Source organism: Photobacterium frigidiphilum (assembly GCF_003025615.1).
GTDB lineage: Bacteria > Pseudomonadota > Gammaproteobacteria > Enterobacterales > Vibrionaceae > Photobacterium > Photobacterium frigidiphilum.
Map to the genome: position 1 here is coordinate 42116 of NZ_PYMJ01000011.1, position 20659 is coordinate 62774.

Sequence of the window (20659 nt, forward strand, 5' to 3'; positions counted from 1 at the left end):
GATCTGCTTGAATAATAAACCAGCCCAAAACAATCCCTATAATGATTGTCATAATTCCTCAGAAATCATTGACATTTAGCGCAAACGCCATAGCCTTGTCTCATCTAACCAATGAGGCAATCGTAATCATGACCAGCAAAGAAATTTTTAATCCTGAACTATGGGATGAAGTCCCTGGCTTTGATTTTGAAGACGTCACCTATCATCGCGCCAAAGCACACGGTACAGTTCGTATTGCAATCAGCCGCCCTGATTGCTTGAATGCATTTCGTCCAAAAACCGTAGATGAGCTTTTTACTGCCCTTGACCATGCTCGCCAATCGTCTGATGTTGGTTGTGTACTGCTTACTGGTAATGGTCCATCGAAAAAAGGCCAATGGTCATTCTCTTCCGGTGGTGACCAACGTATCCGAGGTAAAGACGGATACAAATACGAAGGTGAAGAAGCAGGCAAAGCGGATGTTGCTCGCATGGGTCGCCTACATATCCTTGAAGTTCAACGCATGATTCGCTTTATGCCAAAAGTCGTTATCGCTGTCGTACCAGGGTGGGCTGTAGGTGGCGGCCATAGCTTACACGTTGTGTGTGACTTGACTCTAGCATCAAAAGAACACGCTGTATTCAAACAGACAGATCCTGATGTCGCATCATTTGATTCAGGCTACGGCTCGGCCTACCTTGCCAAGATGATTGGCCAGAAGCGTGCCCGTGAAATCTTCTTCTGTGGTTTCAACTACAGTGCACAAGAAGCTTATGACATGGGGATGGTCAATAAGGTTGTTGAACACGTTGAACTTGAAAATGAAGCACTTGTTTGGGCTAAAGAGATCAATAGCAAATCACCAACCGCGATGCGCATGCTTAAATACGGTTTCAACATGTCTGACGATGGCTTAGTCGGACAGCAACTATTTGCAGGTGAAGCAACTCGTCTAGCCTACGGCACCGAAGAAGCACAAGAAGGCCGTGATGCCTTTTTAGAAAAACGAGATCAAGACTTCAGCCGTTTTCCTTGGCATTACTAATACCAGCCTGAACGATTGATTTTAGAGCCCTGTTCGCAGGGCTTTTATGCCGTTTCCATCAGCATTATATACTGCGGCCCAGCAGCCCCACCACGGTACAACTCGTCAGTATCAGTAAACCCATATTTTAAGTAACATCGATAAGCCGAAGGGTTTTTACAGTTAACGGTAAGATATATTTTGCTGTATTGAGAATAAGCTTCTTGAAGATATAGCTTAAGAGCTGCAACAGAGTATTTGCCATAACCTTTACCTTGATGTCGACTATCGATAAAAAACGCCCTCAAACCCAAAGCCCCATTAGAACAAAAGTCATAATTTTCCGAATAGACTGTATCTATCACAAAAAGCCCTACAACCTCATCACCAACCAGCACGACATGCTTATGCCCTGTTTCTGGCATATTCTCGAATATTTCTTGAACAGTTCCAACAAACTTCAACTGTTCATCTGACACCTTGAGTGCTAAGACTTGTTCAACATATTCCTCAGAAAACTTTTCAATTTTTATCACCACGTCTTACCTTCCTTGTATGGCATAACACATGCTAACGCTACGCTTTCATCTAAACAATTGATTACACACTAATACTAGAACAACCTAGTGGGATTTTACGAGTATCATTACCTGTCGACTTTGCGACAATTTATCTAGCCCCTTTATTATCTAAATTTACTAGACGTTATCCATGTATTTCGTTTGATTTTGACCTTACGCCATGAAATTCGGATATAATATCTGAGTCAGACGATGTGGCAATTAAGGTCGAAGAACAAAAAAGTTCTAACCTCGTAGCTCGTAAACTAGCGAGCATCAACGGATGCTTATATGCATCACCACATTATCTGGAGCGTTTTAGAGAACCAAAAGACTTAGTCAATCGCCAATGCTTTAATATTGTAAAATCTAGTCATTGACGACTGCACAACAAAAAATAACCATTGATATTTAAGTAAATTGTAAACTTTTACTTAAATATCGGAATGATGAAAAATTAGCCGTACTGGACATGGAGAGCATTCTCATGCCGAAGAAAATCGTTACATTTATAGTTTTTGTGCTGGCCAAGCAAAACCGATTTGTATCGGCATTATTCAATGACCCAGTGATTAAATCCCAGCTAGAGCAGGAGAATCAGTAATGACCCATGAAACTAAAACAATGGAAGTACCTGTCGCTATCGCCGATAGAGTGCAGGCTTTGATTAATGCCTATGAAGCCAAAGAGAAGTTCAATGCTGAGCGTAAGGTGGTAGTGAACAACTTACATTCCATGGATAAACTTAGTTGTGAGATGGCTGTTTATAGTTTTCCTCAGGGTGAGTTGCTAGACACCCTCAGGTTTGTGTATGAGCTATCTGGTACTAACAGCAAGTTCGTCACAAATATACTTACACAATCCAGAGAGAACCCAAAGAAGGTATTATCCGATGCCCAGAGAACATCAGCAAAGAGCCTGTTATTTAATCTGATCAATGAGCCTTCAGTCATTTCTGCCATGAAGGAGATTCAGTAACTCCAGTGCATATAAATATGACCAAATTCACTAGACCATTACAACAGTAATAAGAGACGCTGGTCTGCTAGGCCAGCTCTATTCATTATATTATACCCAAGCTTAGCCGCAAGAAATGTCCAGCTTCCATTCTGAATTTCCAGCCTCGGCTTATGTAGTTCCAGCCCGGCTTTGCTCCCCAGCGACAACGCGATTCCTACCGTGCACAAAGGTGGGGAAGATTAATGTTTGTCATGGTTATTCCCCCGATTTTCTTTCAGAAAATCATATAAATTCAACCATTATGATATCAACAACGCTTAAAGAACCGGCCTATGAAATCAGGCAAATATATTCACCTAACCTATACTAAGCAGATCTTTAATCAAAAAATTAAAGTAAAGCAAAATAAAGGGTAGCAATATGTCAGACACTTTTACGAAAGGCATGGCTCGAAATATCTATTACGGCGGTAGTGTTTTTTTCTTACTGTTGTTTGCCGCACTCACCATGCATACCACGATAGAAATGCCCAAATCTGACCATCGCGAAAACCTCACTGAATCAGTCGCAAGAGGTAAAACGGTATGGGAAGACAATAATTGTATCGGTTGCCATACGCTCGTAGGAGAAGGCGCCTATTATGCCCCTGAGCTGGGTAATGTTTACTTTCGTCGTGGGGGTGGCAATCTCGCTGCATTTAAAGGCTTTATGCAAGGTTGGATGAGAATTCAACCACTTGGTGTGCCGGGGCGTCGCCAAATGCCTCAATTTAATTTGACGGCGCAACAAGTTGATGATTTAGCGGAGTTCTTAAAGTTCACAGCTGAAATGGATGTTAACAGTTGGCCACCGAATATTGAGGGGTAAGCAATGAGTACTTTAAAATTCCAATCACAATCAGTGGCAACACCCTACTTTATTTTTGCTTTGATCTTGTTTACTGGGCAAATTATCTTTGGTCTCGTAATGGGGCTTCAATACGTTGTCGGAGACTTCCTCGCTGGAGCGATCCCTTTCAATGTGGCCCGCATGGTCCACACTAATTTGCTTATTGTTTGGTTATTATTTGGCTTTATGGGCGCTGCCTACTTCCTTGTGCCTGAAGAGTCTGAAACTGAGTTATACAGCCCTAAGTTAGCAATTCTGCTGTTTTGGGTATTTGCCGTAGCCGGCACATTAACCATATTAGGTTACCTGTTAGTACCCTACTCAACCCTTGCCCAAATAACCGGTAATGAATATTTCCCCACTATGGGGCGGGAGTTTTTAGAGCAACCGACCATTACTAAAATCGGCATTGTTATTGTCTGTCTTGGGTTTCTGTTTAATATTGGTATGACGATACTGCGAGGCCGAAAGACCGTCATCAATATGGTGCTGATCACTGGCCTCATTGGTCTCGCGGTATTCTTCCTATTCTCATTCTATAATCCAGACAATATTGCTATGGATAAGCTTTTTTGGTGGTTTGTTGTCCATCTTTGGGTTGAAGGTGTGTGGGAATTGATTATGGGTGCCATCTTGGCCTTTATTCTGATCAAGATTACCGGCGTCGATAGAGAGATCATTGAAAAGTGGCTCTACGTCATTATTGCGATGGCACTGATCTCTGGCTTGTTAGGGACGGGGCACCACTTTTTTTGGTTAGCGACTCCGGGATACTGGCAGTGGATAGGCTCGGTATTCTCAGCCCTTGAGCCCTTGCCCTTTTTTGCGATGGTGCTGTACGCATTCAATATGGTCAATAATCGCCGCCGCGAGCATCCCAATAAGGCAGCCACACTTTGGGCGTTGGGCACTGCGGTGATGGCATTCTTAGGGGCTGGTGTTTGGGGGTTCTTACATACCTTGGCACCCGTCAACTTCTACACTCACGGTACACAAATCACGGCAGCGCATGGTCACATGGCCTTTTATGGGGCTTATGTAATGATTGTTCTCACTATCATTTCATACGCTATGCCCAAGTTACGAGGTGTTGGCGAGGCGTCGAGCAATAAGGCTCAAGTGATTGAAATGTGGGGATTCTGGTTAATGACTGTTGCCATGGTCTTTATCACCCTGTTTTTAACTGGGGCCGGAATTTTGCAGGTCTGGTTACAACGTCTCCCCGAAAGTGGTGAGGCACTTAACTTTATGGCAGTCCAAGATAAACTCTCTATTTTCTATTGGGCACGAGAAGCCGCAGGCGTCGTATTCTTAATCGGCCTGATCACCTATCTATCCAACTTCCTTGTCGACAAGAAGGCAGCTAAGTGATGAGTCAACGTTGAGTTAACAACATCCATTCGCTTCACTGGAAATGGAGCTGGCGCTTCAATTGCCGTCAGCTTTGACTCAATCCACTGTATAATGGAGGTAATTTAACCACATATGGAAGAATGGGTTGGTAGTATTTGGCATAAGTTCATTGTGCAAAAGAACCACACAGAATTTGATCATGCCCGAGTTGAGTTTGATGAGATCAAAAAATCCGCAGGGATGGTCTTTCGGGCGCTAGGAGGCGCACCGACTAAACGCGTCGAAGCAGCAGTACCTCGTGACTATTACGCTCGCAGAAAATTACTCGACAAGATTTCAGGTACCAAGCAACAGATCAGCCTTGCCTGGCAAGATGAAACCAGTTTACGGTTGCCGCAGTCTATTGCCATTTTTGATACACCACAACTCAATAAAGAACTTTACCTCTGGCTAGTGGCACTCGCTGCTCATAGCCCTAGCCATTTCACTCACTGGGCCAGAGACAATCAAGCCGTAGTGACTAAAATATTAGCTAAATTCCCAGCGTTAAGACCGCGCTATCGACGACTCGCAACGGCGGTACTCAAGCTACGCCAACCAGTAGAAACATTACCCAAGGCCTTACAACCGCTCGAACACGCAGTCATTCAGGCGATAATTCATCCTGAAAGCATCATTGATTTTCCGGTGGCCAACTATGCCCCTCAAGCTATTTATCTCTGGCTATATCCAAATGAAAATATCAAGGCCAATCCATTCAAAGCGGCAGAGGTTGATTGTAATGAGGAGCAAGTGTCATCATTAATGACTCATCAAGAAAGCCAGCAAGCTAGAAAAAAATCAGAGCGAATTGATGAAGATGACACTAAAGATAGTTTGATGGTATTTCGCTTAGAAAACTTATTTTCCTGGAGCGAATTTTCTCGAGTGAATCGCGCGGAAGATGACACTGATGGTGATGACGCTCAAAGAGTCGCTGAGGATCTTGATATCATTACGGTGGTAAAGGGTTCGCGGCAAAAGAACGCAAAACTTAAGCTAGACCTAGATTTACCCTCTGCAATTGAAGACGACTTACCGCTGGGAAAAGGCATCACGTTGCCAGAGTGGGACTATAAGTCCAATCAATTAATACCCGAGCGCTGCTTGTTGCAGCCTATGTTACCTAAAGACAGTAAACCACTCGCCTTGCCAGCATCATTAACCCCTGCAGCCAAGAAAATCCGCCAACAATTCCAGAAGTTACAAAGTATCAAAAATTGGCAAAAAGCTCAGTCGACTGGCGATGAAATTGATTTAACTGCTTGGCTGGATTTCCATATTGATAGTAAAACATCGATGGCGCGCGATACTGGTCTCTACCTCCGATTTCAGAACTGCCAACGCGATATCAGCACCCTGTTATTATCAGATCTTTCCATGTCTACAGATGCCTATATCAACAATAAATGCAGGGTCATTGATGTCATCAAAGACAGTATGTTGCTATTTAGTGAGGCCTTAGCGGCAGTGGGAGATCCTTTTGCTGTTTATGGCTTCTCATCGGTAAAGCGCCATCATGTCAGGTTCACGTTATTGAAGAATTTTGCCGAATCTTATAATGACCATATACGCGGTCGCATACTCAGCCTACGTCCAGGGTTTTATACCCGTATGGGAGCAGCGATTCGCCAAGCCAGCAACATTTTGGCCGAGCAAAATCAACATCGAAAACTATTGCTTATTTTGACCGATGGTAAACCAAATGATATCGATAATTACGACGGAAGACATGGCATTGAAGATACCCGGCAAGCCATCATTGCCGCCCGCCGCCTCGGACTTGTGCCATTTTGCATCACCATAGATCAAAAAGCCGACCAGTATCTGCCTTATATATTTGGTAGCAATGGCTTTACTGTTATTTTCGACCCAAGCCAGTTACCCACTAAGCTGCCACAGTTGTATCATCAACTCACCCAGTCTTCTTGCTAGATGTTACCCACATAAGGAGAGCTAAATGATCGAGAAAGTGCCCTGTTTGTACTGTCAGACTGAAAATACCATTGAGCAAGATGTTGGTGGTGGCAGGTCTGCTCCAACTCAGGTCTGTCATCATTGTGGTATGGCTTTACCCAAGGCCCATCCGAGCAGTCGCCGCTATAAAACTAAGGTGTTTTTGTGGGCCTTTGTCTTTATCGCATTATTTTGTTTTATTATGGTCATTTATTTGCCTAGGTAACGGACTACAGCAGACAGGTATATAACGATGAATTTTAAAAAATACGATAAAGAACAAATAGAGCAAGCATCTGCAATTGCATTGTGGTCCTTACTAAACCTCACCTTTTTGCCTGTGTTCTCATTTATCGTGTTACTAACCAAAATCAATAAATGTACCACTGAGTCGTTTGCCGCTTACCACCTGAATTTTGCCATCAAACTGAATCTAGCAGCTGCGACAGCATTAATATTGGTGAGTGCATTAATGATAGTGTTTGGCGGCTTCAACTCTGGGATGACGTGGGTATTTGTGATCACTTATTTCATCTTTATTCATACAGTATTTATTCTGATTGCCGTATGGATGTTAGTGCGCGCGTGGGCGGGCAACAAGATGGGCTACAAGCAAAATTAAAAGGCGGCCCCCTCAACAATCAAAATATAAGCGTGCAACATCCATCAAGGCTTCAACAGTACTAATATCATCTGATAGGGGCTCAGCAAGACAACACCGACACACAGCAAGCGGCGACATGCCACTAGACATCATTCGAGCCGCATAAATTAACAGGCGGGTGGACACCACTTCATCCAAGTCACTGTCCAGCCTACGCAGTGAACCTGCCAATTCAATTAACTTGACCGCCAAATCTTGTTCTATTTGGCTTTCAGCCATCAGAATTTGACTCTCAAGCAGAGGGTCGGGATAGTTAAGTCGCAATGCGACGAAGCGCTGTCGAGTGCTTGCCTTCATGCCTTTGAGAATATTTTGATAACCTGGGTTATAAGACACCACCAACATGAAACCTTCCGCAGCGGCAAGCTCCTCTCCTGTCCGCTCTATCGGTAGTAGGCGTCGATCATCAGCAAGAGGGTGAAGAACCACCGTGGTATCTTTACGCGCCTCAACAATTTCATCGAGATAACAGATGCCGCCTTCTCTCACCGCTCTGGTTAATGGCCCATCCTGCCAATACGTGCCATTAGGGCCAATCAAGTGACGCCCAACGAGATCCGCCGCGGTTAAGTCATCATGACATGCCACTGTGTACAATGGTCTTCCTAGCTTTTCGGCCATATGAGCGACAAAGCGAGTTTTACCGCACCCTGTTGGCCCTTTAATTAACAATGGCAACTGATGAGCATACGCATACTCAAACAGTTGTACTTCATTATCTTGTGGTTGATAAAAAATCTCACCATTGATGGGAATGGTTGAGGTAGTTGAAAAGGTCATATTGTTCCCTAAGACTCGGCGCTAGTCGTAAAAGAAAGCTATATAAATATAGTTCTTATCAAAGATTTGGCCATAGAATTAGTCGGCTTGGCCCATTCATCGTCAAAAAAAGGCAGTCAGTATAATGAGTGAGGGGAATAAAATAATGTAGATCCGCATCATTAAGCGCAAGTATTTATGGGCTTGGCGCAGTTCCATAAAATGGTCGATAACTATCAACCCTTTGGACATCACAGTCAGTGCCACCAAAACACTCACGAGTGCCGAGGATTCAAAATGTTCACCCAAAAATGTATTAAACAGGGTAATTCCAATCAGTGCCCACCAGTAATATTCAATTTTCCCAAATGACTTCATCAGCAATCACCTCAATACATACAGCAATGGGAAAATAAGGATCCACATAAGATCAATCATATGCCAATACATAGCCAAGGCCTCTAAGCCTGAGTGCTGCTTTGCTGAGTAGGCACCTTTACGCAAGCGGAAAATCACCCACAATATCGCGCAAGCTGCCCAACCAACATGAAGAAAGTGATTAAACGTCATGTAGTAGTAGATAGTAAAAAACTCACTGGTATTGGTGCTAAAACCCTGTAAGTCATTCCAATAAAATTCGCCCGTTTTCACCATCAAATACAAACAGCCACAACTAAAAGTCAGCCAAAGGTAACGCTCCGACTTCCGTCGATTATCCAAACGAATATTGATCATGGCTTTTGCCATAAAGTAGCTACTCGACAGCAATATAAGAGTATTACAAACGCCTGAGGCTGTACTTACGCTCTGAGGGCCAAGGGAGAAAGCTTCGGGGTAATTGTATTTGGCAATAAAATAAGCCACAAAAAAAATCCCGAATTCGGTCAGCTCAGACAAAATCCCCACCCAAATGGGAATATTACCTGGAACTCTTCCCGCCCTTAATTCACTCCATGAGTGAGGGAAAATACCTAGCGGTTCTTTGGGGGGATCATTATTCACGCTGCCACTACCTGCATAGAGACTTTCACTTAAGTTTGTTATTAGTTAACTTAAGGTTAGTTGAATAATTACTCATATTACTTTTTGCCGTTCTAGCCACTCAGAGGTGGGGCTAGAACGGCACTGGCGACTCAACCGCTGATAAAATTAACTCGGGTTGACTTTGCTTTATTAATAACGGGTTAGCTTGCTTGACTCGTTTTCAATTTTTTAAACTTTATGCTTCCAAATACATTGATGAAAGCACCAATAATAATCAGAGTTCCACCAGCCCAAGTCCATATTGATGGGATTTCACTAAAGAATAACCATCCCAGAATGATTGAAAAAACCACCTGCACATAAGAATATGCCGTGGCTTTACTCGCAACTTCAGTTTGCATCGCTTTTGTCAGCCCGATTTGCCCTACTTGAGTGGAAATGCCAACAAAGAGCAATAGCAGCAGCGCTTCTGTATCTGGCATTACAAAGTCATTACCCAGAAATAATACAGATAGAGGCAACGCAATTAACGGAAAATAAAAGATAATAACAGAGCTATCTTCACTGCTACTGAGTCGCTTTACAATGACATAAGCAATAGCACTTCCCAGAGCGCCCAGTAAAGCAGCGGTTACACTTAGCCAAGGTAATGCAGCGGTACTATCAAATGTTAACCCCGGACTAACCATTACAAGTAGCCCTACGATACAAAAGACAATACAAATAATAGTTGAGAGCTGAATTCGCTCTCTAAGAAACACTAACGCCAGCAAAGCGGTAAATACGGGATGTAGGTATTGAAGAATAGTCGCTTCTGCTAAAGGTAAAGTAGCGACTGCAAAATAAACGCATATCAAAGCAAGCGAGCCTGCGACGCCTCTTGCTATCAGTAATTTTTTATTATTGCCCCAAACTGAAATTCGTTTCCTTTTAATATCTGCATAGCTAATGATTAGTGAAACAACAGCCCTAGCCGCTACAATTTCAAACACAGGTATGCCATAAGTGCTGACCAATTTAACGCAGCTAGACATAAGTGCAAAAGCAAAAGCTGACATCAGCATATACCTAACACCGACAGGAACATGATTTATAAAGTGAGTAGGCATGAATACTTTTTATTTCAGTAAATTAGAGACGTGATCTTATAAAAGAAATCACATAATTGGAAGTGATGATTTAAGGCAGTGAAAAAGCAAAAAAACAGTCTTACAGTCATCTAGGGTCTATTTGAAATAGTAAATGATGCATACTCATTCCTTTGGTATAGTACCGCACGTAAACGTTAAATTAACGCTTTATACTTTTAGACATAACAAGAACATCAACCCCTCGATAATTGACTTGCTCTAATGCTTTCCAGCCTAAATGCGCATATAAACCTCCATTCAATTTTTCGGTCTGCAGATGAATTTTTTTTACATCTAATGACAATGCCACTTCTTGTACTTTAAGAATAAGTAAGGACGCCACATTATTGCCCCGAAATTCACTATCAACATAAACACCACCAATCCAATGTTCTTTATCAGGATAAATCGACATTTCGTGGCATCTAAGTTGAGCAACACCTAGTACTTTTTCGCCATCAACAGCCATGACGATAAGAGGAATTTGGTTTGAATTAAGATAGTCATCTAGCTTTCTATCAAAGGATTCAACGGTAGCTCCTTTAACAAGTGGTCCCCACTCATCAAAGTACCAACGTGCTACCTTTGCCTTCATATCTTTCTTATCGGCAAGAAATATAAACTTCAACTGTTCGCCTCCTGTTTAATTGAATATCACCACAGGTTCGATAATCGCCTCTATTAATAACATTACTAAATTAATACAATGCGTGACTTCTTTGTACTGAATAAACAATATTGCCGAATTTAATTCATGGACTGGTCGCTATTAAATACGTTATTAAGCTTAGTTTTTAACTCAAATCTAAGCTATACAGTCATAGCTTTTTATTTCAAATGGCGTTCCACCTGGATCACTAAAGTGCATAGACCAAAATAAGTCATGTTCCATAAGCACATACTCGATGGAGTGTTCAAATAAATGCTTTTGCCAATTGCTGAATTGGCTGCTTGTTACGCTAAAAGCGACAGTTGTACTGTATATAGATTTTGATTCAAATAAACCGAGATGTTCACTACCATTATCAACAGCGAATGGGATACTTTCAATCCACGGCACTAGACTCGTGACTTGTGTGAAGTCTAAACTTTCTAAGTATCTTTTCTGAACTAAAGCTCGATTGTTTACATCCAATTGGATGTGGTCAATTTGATCTAAATTAAGCACAAAACTTCCTCCACCATATGCAACCAGCATCAAGTCGCGATATTAAAAAAACAGTATTTTCAATAATATAGATTTATTATTTTTGTGCAATCTGTCATAAAAAAACACTTATGCTTACAACATAGAACTTTAGCAACTTCTATAGGAGATCATGCTCCCATTATTCGGCGTGCCACGATAAATCGACCATGCATACACGCCCATAAAAAAGCTATTGAGTAGAAAAATATTGTTCTATATACCTACACCTGAGAGGCAAAATAAGCCTTTATCTCAGCCTCGGTCATCTCTGCAGTTTGATTAGAAAAACAATAGTATTCAGGCCGTTGATCGCTGAAATATTGCATATTCATGACCACCCCCTCTAGCTGCGGAAACAAACCTACGGGCATATTATAACTTCCCGTTTTCTTTAAACGATAAAATAAATGCGTTCCGCATTCAGAGCAAAAGCCACGAGAGGCCCATGGTGAAGAATCATATTCCTTCACACTTTCATCGCTTTCAATAGTTACTTCTGTCCCACACTGTACAGCGAAGAAAGGGCCGCCACCCCAAGTACGACAGGTATCACAATGACATACAGTAAATTTAGGATCGACGGCGGCAACGGTCATTTTTACTGCACCGCACAAGCATTTTGCTACCTTTTCATGAGAATCTGACATTACAATATAACCTTATATTTTCGTGGATTAATTAGCTAAATGACTAACTAACTTAAGCAACGAATGCACAAAGAAAACGCATCTAACCTAAATAATAAATACTGGCACAATGGCTGTGCCAGTCATTCTATTATTCAAAAATAGGTTCGTCGTAATTATAACCTTCATCTGAATAAGCCGTTACAATCGCATCTTCAACCAAGCCAGCTTCAGCTTTCACCTGTGTTTCAAAAAAATGTTGGATTTGCTTCCTGCGTCCATGTGCCGCCCAACAGTCGGCATCTTCCCAAATTTCATTAAATACAATGGGGTATTCATTTCGAGATGCACTTGGGTGATCAATCTGACGAGTAAGCATATATTGGATGCAACCTTCTTCTCGGTAAGAATCTGGTTCAAGCGCTTTTAGAATTTCAAACAATTCTGCTTCTTTACCTGCTTTTGGCTTAAATTGAGCTAAAACATACACACGACTTGTCATGATATTTCCCTTTCATGTAGATAATTGAAGTGATGATAACTGAGTTTGTTAAAAAAGGTAGCGACCCAATCGGGCTAATATCACAGTAAGAGCATACAACGCCTGCAACTTATGCACTTCTACAAATATCTCTAAAATTCAATGAGTAAACACGCACCTATACCCAAGTTACCTCAAGATGCTCGTTTCAGCGAGAATTTGTTGGGCTCTAGGCAAGGCACTTATTTATAAACCTAGTCGTTCTACGTTGAAAATAAGTAACACCGCATAGAGCCCAACAAAACTCGCCCTTCGGGAGTGATTCAGCGTATCTACTTCTGTGTCAAATGTGTTGCACTTATTGTATTACTCCAGCGGAATGCCATTCCTACACACATTTTCCTTGAATTAAACACGCAGAGATCACTCTGAATCCTGCATCTTGAGGTAGCTTGGGTATATACTTCTGATCTAACGATTGACCATAAAATAAAATTAGCGATGCCTCGTTGCTGGAAGAACTTCTGCAATTTCATTATCCAGCATGCTTAATACGCTTTCATAACCATATTTGGGCAACCAACCAAGCTCTTGTTGCGCCAGTGTAGAGTCATAAACACGATCAAGAGTTTGAGGCAAACGCCATCCTCGGTTTGCGAAGTCACTTGCCAAGCGAGGTGCATATTCACGTATAGCATCATCAGCACTTTGATATAGCTGTTCACAAGATATTTTGTTAAATGGCGTTTGTCCCGAAATGATATAACGTCTAAAACCTGATAGACGTTTATCTACAGCACAAGCATGAGCACTAGCAACATCTCTAGCGTCAATACCACGAGTTAAACGATAAACCGCCATTAAGTGTGCTGGCTCTGGGAAGCAGCGAGACATTTGAAGAACAGTGACAGGTAAATTAAACAAATTTGAGATGTTTTTAAGAATCTGTTCAGCCTGAATCTTTGATTTATGGTAAATCGTTTTAGGGCTCGGGGTAACGGTTTCATCAACCCAACCCGCGGTGCCCTCTGGTGTTGATGCAAAACCATAAAGGGCAGTGGTGCTTGTGAATACAAAATGTTTAACCCCCTTTTGTACACCCAATAAAGCGAGTTGCTCTGTTGCCTTTATATTAATGTCTTCAAATTCATTATCGGATACTAGCCCAACATGAGGAGCATGCAACGCCGCAGTATGAATAATGACCTCTACGCCTTCTAAAGCTGTAGTCAATAAAGCAGTATCACGGATATCCCCAACATAATCAGCTGTTGAACATGGTGTTCTATCTATCCCAACAACTTCATGTTTTTTCATTAGGTTGATATAAATTGCACGTCCGACTCTACCTGCTGTACCTGTAATTAAAATTTTCAACTTTTGCTGCCTATTTGAACACATAAAGCAATTCTAACAACTAACATTGCCACTTACCTACCTAAGTAAAATCTCATCAGCTAAATATGTTTACGTTGTAACTCATAATGTCTTACTTTGCGCACTTTTCCTGACGCTGTAACCTCAACATCATATCTATACGAAAAACCTGATTTCAATATTACTGAGCCAGAAGGGGAATTTTCAGGTAAGTGCCGAGCATATAGCATCGGGAGCTGCAAATGTTTGAATGCAAATTCAATCAAAGCCAGACTTGCTTCAGTACAGTAGCCTTTGCCCCAATATGGGACGCCTAACCAATACCCAAGATTACCATCGTTTGCGGTTATTTCAGTTAAGCTTATAGTCCCAATAAGTTGGCCACTATCTTTTAAAGTGATAGCATAAACTACCGATTGTTTCAGCTCCCACAAATCACAATGAGTCCGAATCCAGCCTTCAGCCATTCCATTCTTATATGGATGAGGAATGTTAGCCGTCATTTCTGCAATGCGTTTATCACCAGCTAACTCTTGCACTCGTGTCGCATCACTTAGATTAAACCGCCTAAGTATTAGTCTTTTTGTTTCAATGGATTGCTGACTCATATATCTCCTTAACGATAAGCCCTTTTAAATGCCTTGCTAAACTTTTATGGTATGAGCAAATCGCTGCCTAGTTACTACACCCCATTTTTCATCTTCATAGCTATCTTCAACGTAATTGCCTGACGTGTAATCATCAAGAACATCGCGCCAAAATTTGACTGCATGTTCAGCACCTGCGACCTGTTTGATTTCCCAACTTCCACCTAGACTTTTGAAAACATCAGTAATGAAGCGTTTACCAACTTTGTTTTTTCGGAAATAAGGCACTACATAGAAATCACAGACTTCATAGCTTGTTGGCATTTCATTGGCTATAGCTGTATGCCCAGCCGGAACCCCATCCATGTATAACAAGTAGCCTGAAACATTACCTTCGATCTGTGTATCGAGCGGAAATAGACCATTTTCATCAGGTCTTTTCTGCATGATTTTTGAAAACTCAGCTTCATAAGCTTGTGCCAAGTTCATATAAATATGCTTATTACTACTATCTACTTTTATTATTTTCATAAACAATTTTCACCTCAATATGCCTAACGCTAACCACAAACTGAATCACGATATGACCTTTTTTACTAATACCAATTCCATTAATAGAAAAACTCAAGCAGAGCCATTGTGTTAGCATTCTTTGTGAATTAAAAGCGATTTACCTCTTCGTCGTTATCGTGCTGGTAACCTAATAAAAAAGCCCTCTATGACTAGAAGGCCTGTTTAAGCTTTTCGTTTATATAAAATAGGCAACTTAAAATCTAATAAAACCGACTACCTACTCAGCAAATGGCACCCAACGATCGCCAATGGCACGGTAGTTCATCCAGAATTGATCACCCTCATTGACCGACTTCGCAAACAGGCTCAACTCCCTCGCGTTGGTCGGCACGGTAAAGCGTGAGTCGGCAAACTCATTACTGCAGGTCGCTTGTGCTTGATCATAGCTCATTGCTTGGCTGGTAGCCTGAATTTGACCTTCGCGGTCCATGCAGAGCGCAGGATACTGCTCGCTTTGACTTGCAGTGGCAAAATGGGCATAGCCATCAGAGCCCACCGACAACTTAACATGCTGTCGACCAACGCTCGGTGTATCCAGACCGTTTCGCCAACTAAAGATGTGATTGGCAATATAGCCATCGGCATCATCGGGCAGGAACTGATCGCGACCGATAAAGTTGATACCGCACTCCAACGCCGGTCGCACTTGCGATACCGTCAGATAGTGATCCCAGGCCCAACCGCGTTTGTCTTCAACAATGGTACTGAAACGACCCAACTCCCAAGCAGGCAGGCTTGATGGACAACCAGCAGCATAGTCATGGTCATCACTGGTCTCGGGGCCCATTCGGTTCCAGATCACGCTACGGTAGTCGGTATTGTTACCGCAATCACCGTTAAAGGCGAAGAACATGATCTGCTTGCCGTCATCGAGTAACTCTTTGGTCGTCAAAGATTCCGGCGCATAGTTACAGGCATTGCCTGCATCTCGAAAGACCATATTGCCGAAGGTTTCAATGATCTCTCGGGCTACATCCTGCTCATAGCCTTCATTCTTGCTAGAGTGCTCAAACTTGACATAGATAAACTGCCCGGAATTGACCCTCAGCCAATTTTTGATCTCAGACATGACCCGCACAAAACTGGTGCCGCTGGTATCGACCTTGTGTTTGAGTGTACGACCGACAACATCAATCTCAATCGTCCGCACCCCAGACTCCAACTGCTCGACAATAGAGGTGGACTGATTGGGTTTAGCACTAGCCCAGTAGTAATCGCCCGAGTTATAGGAGTTATGAGTTCCCATCCAGGTGGCTTTGTAGATGGGTGAATAGGTTACTAGCTCGTTCTGCACCGCCACCAGCGCCTGTAGCGTTGAAGGCTGACGGATATGAACCCTAAAACTGTCGGCCTCATCATTGAAGCTATGGTCTTTAAGGCTACCAGATGAGCGTATCAGGGGGACGCTACGGCTATTGAAATTGGTGTCGCTATACAGGCTCGCGCTGGCATTGCCGCTAAGAAACACTGAGCTCATCTCGTTTGTCAGCTCAGCCATCCCCATATCAGCGATTCCCTCCCCTGCCATCGCGCACATCGGAGTACCGTCATAACCCGCATTTTGATAGAGGCAAGCAAAATCGTTGCTGGTTCTTTCTAATAATTCAAATGAAGAAATGCTGTCACTCAGCCTTGCAAACCGGTAAGTATCCTGCATTACCGTGGTGGACTTTCCCGACTGGTAGGCATGTTCATAGACCTTGACATAGGCGTTTCCGTAAAGTCGAATCGATGTGACCTTATCATTCATATGACTCGGTATATTTTGCTGGCCTAGCTGCTGAGTACACCATTTCTGCCCCAGAAAGTTTTTATCTTCGTAGAAGCACACTTTGGCATCCTCCGCCCAGGCGGTGCCAGATAGCAACACAGATGCTATCAATATAGTTTTTTTCATCAGAGATCCTGCTCTTGTAGTTAATGAACAGAGTAACGACAACATACCCATTGCTTCAGCGCATCGCCGCAAGGTAGATATGAGAAAACACGCACCCTGGGTGCTGAATCTGATCTTAGAGACACAATGTCGATGTGGCACCACGCAAGGTGCATGAACTTCCTGCTGTCACATTTGCAGCCAAGGCACACACGTCGTTACGATCTTTTTCTGCAATGCCGAGCTCGGTTTGAGCCCAGCAGGGCAAGATGCACTGTACCTGCCATAACTGGAACCAATCAAAAGCACGGCTCTCCAGCATTAGGCTTAATATCTTCAGCAACTTGTAGGCAGGTAACATCATTGTATTACTAACATGTTTAGTTACGGGGTTAATGTTGAACGCTTAAATACCATCAATACTATTTAGGCTCGACATTTGAAATGACAGATAGATGATCGGAGGAATAAATCCCATCTTTAATGACATTGACATATTTAAATGTATTAACGCGCAACTTATCATTCACGAAAATATAATCAATGTCTTCAGTAGGCTCTTTAAAATAACCATGATATGTATATTCCTTACCGTCAATACCTTCAAATGGCTTTATAGTTGTAGATCTCGCATCATTAAATAAACTGGTCAATGCTTCATATGAAGCGACGTCACTTCTTTCAAAGTTTAAGTCACCTAAAACAATAACTGCATCATTATCATCACCAATAATTTCTTTGGCTTTCTTACTTAATAATTTAGCACTCTGCTGCCGTGCGACTTTACCAATATGATCAAAATGAGCATTAAATACGAGTACACGTTTACTTGACTCTTTGTCTTCAAGTCTTACCCAACTTGTAATACGAGTTAGATCTGCATCCCAACCAACACTAGCGACAACCTCTGGGGTTTCAGAAAGCCAAAATGTACCACCACCAAGTTTTACATACTTATCAGCCCTATAAAAAATTGGGACAGCCTCGCCTTTTGTTTTTCCATCATCTCGCCCAACCCCAACCCAACCATAGTTAGATAAATTTCTAGCTAAATAAATAATTTGATCATTAAAAGCTTCCTGTAAACCAGCAATATCAATATTTTGTTCGCTGAATATTGATGACACTATTTCCTTACGATTTTCCCAAGTGTTATTTCCATCATATACACTGCCATCAACACTATCCTTACTATTTCTTATATTAAATGACATTACATTAAAGTCATCGGCAATTGCAGGTAGTGCCAGCGCAGCTAGCAGTAATATAGCTATCTTTTTCATTAGTTAATTTCCTTATTTCAATTGAATTTTAAATATAAATATAAATACTCGAAACATATCACGTCATCAAACGTAATATATTCAACCAGAACATCCGTCTCTGACATTTTTCTTTTTCTACTCCACAGCTCTTTGTCTAAGACGGGTAAGACTTTTAGGCTGTGCCCGCCTGAGCTGGTGAGCCGAAAATACGGCTCATAAGTAACTTAGCGGGCTTATAGGTCAATCAGTAAGTTCTGGCGGCTTAGTTGATAGAATCTAAACGCTTCAGCTCAGGAGCCAGATCGGTCAGCTCGCCTTTTTCAAGATCGATCATAAAGTGACGGCTGGCATTACCGTTGGCAAACTTGGTCAAAATACCAAACAGGCTACCAAAACGCTGCTTAAAGACCTCGCCAAAAGCGCTGGAAGCATCAATTGGCTTTGAACGTAAATCTTTGGCCAGTGTTTGTGCCAACAGGCTGTACTGAGGAATGCGCTGCTTCTCGATATCTTTAAAAGCAAGCTCATCGGCATTTCTCAAGCGGTAGAAATCAACCGCAAAATCAAAGCCGTTCCAGCGCGCAAAGTCGTCCAGAGTCAGGTTCGACTGTTTTGCCAACTCAGATGCCTTAATGCTGGCTTGCTGCCAAGCTTGTGCAAACTCGGGATCATTGATGTCTGCTGGTGTGAAGTAGGTTTCGCCCTCACCTTGCTGGCAGATTTCAATGGCCTGTTGGCCTTTGGTCAGTGTTGCAATTTGCTCATTGCTAATGGAACTGTCCAGCTGGCTTAAGATCAGCATGCTTTTACCATCCAAGGCAAACAGCATCTGTTTTAAGTCACAAGGCCACTCTTCGGGAAGGAAACGCATCCGAGTAAGCTCGGTAATGTGCCAGTTAGTAAACTCATAATAATTTTTTGCACTGAGCACTTCTTTATTCCATATTTCATCGGCGTCAATCTGCTTAAGGTGATCCCACTCCTTTGCATAGTGTTCAAACAATTCGTTAAAGCGCGGAACTTCATCCAGAATCACGGTTTCCACTTCAACCTGCTGCTGATCTTTAAAAGTTAGGAGTTTATAAGCAGGCACATAAGCCGCCATTGACGGTGCCTGAACATTAAACAAGAAGGTGTTATCATCGTAGTACTTAACCCCGGTATCGTTAAAGTGCATGTGGCCACCGACATGAAGCTTGATGCCGGTTTGTGCCAAAGCTTTACTGACATCTTCTCTCGGCGAGCGTTTCAGCTGGAAGTTACCTTGTCCGAAGATGTCTGCAATGGTTTCTGCGGCGCCGTTATAAAACTCGGTCATCGGGAAGTGACTGAACGTAACAAGGATCTTATCTTGATCTTCAGCTCGCTTGACGACATCACGCATCCAGTCAATAACTTGCTGTTTATGGGTCAGCATTTTGTTATAGCCTGCATTGCCAGAACCTGAATAATTATCGCCCGCTTCGGGGTTGCTAGTATCAGCATTGGCTTTTGGTACATACACGTTGGCATCAATAGCAAGCAACCATAGGCCGGGGGTTGGCTCTACCAGATAACTGGTGTCTGGCACGTTCATGCATGAGGTGTAGCCCTCTTTTTTATATTCTCCCCCCGTACCCTGATTGCAAATTTCATACTGGCGCTTCTGGTAACCAGCCGCTTTACTTGCTTTCGCAAAACTGTAACTTTTCTGGTTGTAGTCTGAGTACGGCGTTTCCCAATATACATTGGACTTTTGTGGGGAAAAACCATAATCAGCTAATGATGACATCAGGCCTTCATAACCCAATTCTCGGATCTCTTCACTACATACCGTCGGTAGTTCATATCCAGCATCAATCACGGCAGAAACACCGTCATACCCCAGACACTCTTTTGCCCCTTTGCTAAAGATCCGCTGAGTTTTTCCATCCTCGCCTAAGAAGTCAGATTTACCACCAGGCCGCCCAAAAGGTCTAACCGGATCATGGTTACCCGGAGCGGCAAAGAACTCAATACCGTGTTCTTTATTGTAGCGATCCAGTATTTTCTGAAGTCCGCGTACATTGACAGGCTGACCGTCATCACTGAAATCACCTGGCAAAGCAACGTACTTAACACCACGCGCAACAGCATCATCAAGAGCCGCGATTAACGCAAAGTAATTTTCATTAAACAACCGAGTCGATGTCAATTGCGCATACATACTTCGAATGGTTGCATTCTTACCGCTTTTGCTGTTTTTAGGCCCTTGATATGAACCGTCTTCAAACGAGCCGTACACATCATGGAAGTGGATATCTGGCATAAATGCTACTTTCATTTCTTTCGCGACAGCAGAGGTACAGACCCCGCAGGCGATCATGACAGCCATGCTCAGTTTCGTTATATTTTTCATTTTTAGTCCAC

Annotated in this window: 23 protein-coding genes; 7 read left to right on the forward strand and 16 right to left on the reverse strand. The window is 42.5% G+C overall.

From position 1 onward, the window contains the following. Positions 1-128 precede the first annotated feature (128 nt). Positions 129-1025: a 1,4-dihydroxy-2-naphthoyl-CoA synthase gene (locus C9J12_RS12700; RefSeq protein WP_107243055.1), complete on the forward strand. Its 897-nt coding sequence runs from the start codon at positions 129-131 to the stop codon at positions 1023-1025. Between the two features lie 44 nt (positions 1026-1069). Here C9J12_RS12700 and C9J12_RS12705 read toward each other — a convergent pair whose 3' ends face one another. After that, entirely contained in the window at positions 1070-1540 is a 471-nt protein-coding gene (locus C9J12_RS12705) for a GNAT family N-acetyltransferase (protein WP_107243159.1), read from the reverse strand. 627 nt (positions 1541-2167) lie between these two features. Between C9J12_RS12705 and C9J12_RS12715 the strand changes: the two genes are divergently transcribed. From C9J12_RS12715 to C9J12_RS12740, 6 genes are all read left to right on the forward strand, one after another. Continuing rightward, a complete protein-coding gene (locus C9J12_RS12715; RefSeq protein WP_107243056.1) occupies positions 2168-2542 on the forward strand; it encodes a hypothetical protein in 375 nt (124 codons plus the stop codon). A gap of 402 nt (positions 2543-2944) precedes the next feature. Further along, the gene (locus C9J12_RS12720; RefSeq protein WP_107243057.1) at positions 2945-3391 is read left to right on the forward strand and encodes a c-type cytochrome; all 447 of its coding nucleotides are present in this window, start codon (positions 2945-2947) and stop codon (positions 3389-3391) included. Positions 3392-3394: 3 nt separating this feature from the next. Next, on the forward strand, positions 3395-4783 hold the full coding sequence (locus tag C9J12_RS12725; protein WP_107243058.1) for a cbb3-type cytochrome c oxidase subunit I: 1389 nt from the start codon (positions 3395-3397) through the stop codon (positions 4781-4783). A gap of 114 nt (positions 4784-4897) precedes the next feature. Further along, on the forward strand, positions 4898-6739 hold the full coding sequence (locus C9J12_RS12730) for a nitric oxide reductase activation protein NorD (protein ID WP_107243059.1): 1842 nt from the start codon (positions 4898-4900) through the stop codon (positions 6737-6739). 25 nt (positions 6740-6764) lie between these two features. Beyond that, the gene (locus tag C9J12_RS12735) at positions 6765-6986 is read left to right on the forward strand and encodes a DnrP protein (protein WP_227876352.1); all 222 of its coding nucleotides are present in this window, start codon (positions 6765-6767) and stop codon (positions 6984-6986) included. Between the two features lie 27 nt (positions 6987-7013). Continuing rightward, positions 7014-7382 (forward strand): hypothetical protein, encoded by a 369-nt coding sequence (locus tag C9J12_RS12740; protein ID WP_107243060.1) that lies wholly within the window; start codon positions 7014-7016, stop codon positions 7380-7382. 12 nt (positions 7383-7394) lie between these two features. Here C9J12_RS12740 and C9J12_RS12745 read toward each other — a convergent pair whose 3' ends face one another. From C9J12_RS12745 to C9J12_RS12815, 15 genes are all read right to left on the reverse strand, one after another. Then, complete coding sequence (locus C9J12_RS12745) at positions 7395-8204, reverse strand: CbbQ/NirQ/NorQ/GpvN family protein (protein WP_107243061.1); 810 nt, start codon at positions 8202-8204, stop codon at positions 7395-7397. 102 nt (positions 8205-8306) lie between these two features. Continuing rightward, the gene (locus tag C9J12_RS12750; RefSeq protein WP_107243062.1) at positions 8307-8561 is read right to left on the reverse strand and encodes a cytochrome C oxidase subunit IV family protein; all 255 of its coding nucleotides are present in this window, start codon (positions 8559-8561) and stop codon (positions 8307-8309) included. Positions 8562-8567: 6 nt separating this feature from the next. Next, positions 8568-9185, reverse strand: a complete 618-nt coding sequence (locus C9J12_RS12755) for a cytochrome c oxidase subunit 3 family protein (RefSeq protein ID WP_107243063.1) — start codon at positions 9183-9185, stop codon at positions 8568-8570. A 182-nt stretch (positions 9186-9367) separates the two neighbouring features. Then, positions 9368-10276 carry a DMT family transporter gene (locus tag C9J12_RS12760; protein WP_107243064.1) on the reverse strand — a complete coding sequence of 303 codons (909 nt, stop codon included), beginning with the start codon at positions 10274-10276 and terminating at the stop codon, positions 9368-9370. A gap of 181 nt (positions 10277-10457) precedes the next feature. Further along, positions 10458-10925, reverse strand: a complete 468-nt coding sequence (locus C9J12_RS12765) for a GNAT family N-acetyltransferase (protein ID WP_107243065.1) — start codon at positions 10923-10925, stop codon at positions 10458-10460. Between the two features lie 177 nt (positions 10926-11102). After that, positions 11103-11465 carry a hypothetical protein gene (locus tag C9J12_RS12770; RefSeq protein ID WP_227876353.1) on the reverse strand — a complete coding sequence of 121 codons (363 nt, stop codon included), beginning with the start codon at positions 11463-11465 and terminating at the stop codon, positions 11103-11105. 242 nt (positions 11466-11707) lie between these two features. Beyond that, positions 11708-12133 (reverse strand): GFA family protein, encoded by a 426-nt coding sequence (locus C9J12_RS12775; protein WP_107243067.1) that lies wholly within the window; start codon positions 12131-12133, stop codon positions 11708-11710. Between the two features lie 130 nt (positions 12134-12263). Next, complete coding sequence (locus C9J12_RS12780) at positions 12264-12614, reverse strand: putative quinol monooxygenase (RefSeq protein ID WP_006229977.1); 351 nt, start codon at positions 12612-12614, stop codon at positions 12264-12266. A 474-nt stretch (positions 12615-13088) separates the two neighbouring features. Then, positions 13089-13970, reverse strand: a complete 882-nt coding sequence (locus C9J12_RS12785) for an NAD-dependent epimerase/dehydratase family protein (protein WP_107243161.1) — start codon at positions 13968-13970, stop codon at positions 13089-13091. A gap of 80 nt (positions 13971-14050) precedes the next feature. Further along, a complete protein-coding gene (locus C9J12_RS12790; RefSeq protein WP_107243068.1) occupies positions 14051-14578 on the reverse strand; it encodes a GNAT family N-acetyltransferase in 528 nt (175 codons plus the stop codon). 36 nt (positions 14579-14614) lie between these two features. Beyond that, a complete protein-coding gene (locus C9J12_RS12795; protein ID WP_107243069.1) occupies positions 14615-15088 on the reverse strand; it encodes a GNAT family N-acetyltransferase in 474 nt (157 codons plus the stop codon). A 259-nt stretch (positions 15089-15347) separates the two neighbouring features. Then, positions 15348-17027, reverse strand: coding sequence for a phosphatidylinositol-specific phospholipase C domain-containing protein (locus C9J12_RS12800; RefSeq protein ID WP_107243070.1), 1680 nt, complete (start codon positions 17025-17027; stop codon positions 15348-15350). Positions 17028-17142: 115 nt separating this feature from the next. Next, positions 17143-17370, reverse strand: a complete 228-nt coding sequence (locus C9J12_RS31100) for a hypothetical protein (RefSeq protein ID WP_107243071.1) — start codon at positions 17368-17370, stop codon at positions 17143-17145. A gap of 58 nt (positions 17371-17428) precedes the next feature. After that, positions 17429-18289, reverse strand: a complete 861-nt coding sequence (locus tag C9J12_RS12810; RefSeq protein ID WP_107243072.1) for an endonuclease/exonuclease/phosphatase family protein — start codon at positions 18287-18289, stop codon at positions 17429-17431. Between the two features lie 244 nt (positions 18290-18533). After that, positions 18534-20648 (reverse strand): metallophosphoesterase family protein, encoded by a 2115-nt coding sequence (locus C9J12_RS12815; protein WP_227876354.1) that lies wholly within the window; start codon positions 20646-20648, stop codon positions 18534-18536. Positions 20649-20659: the final 11 nt, after the last annotated feature.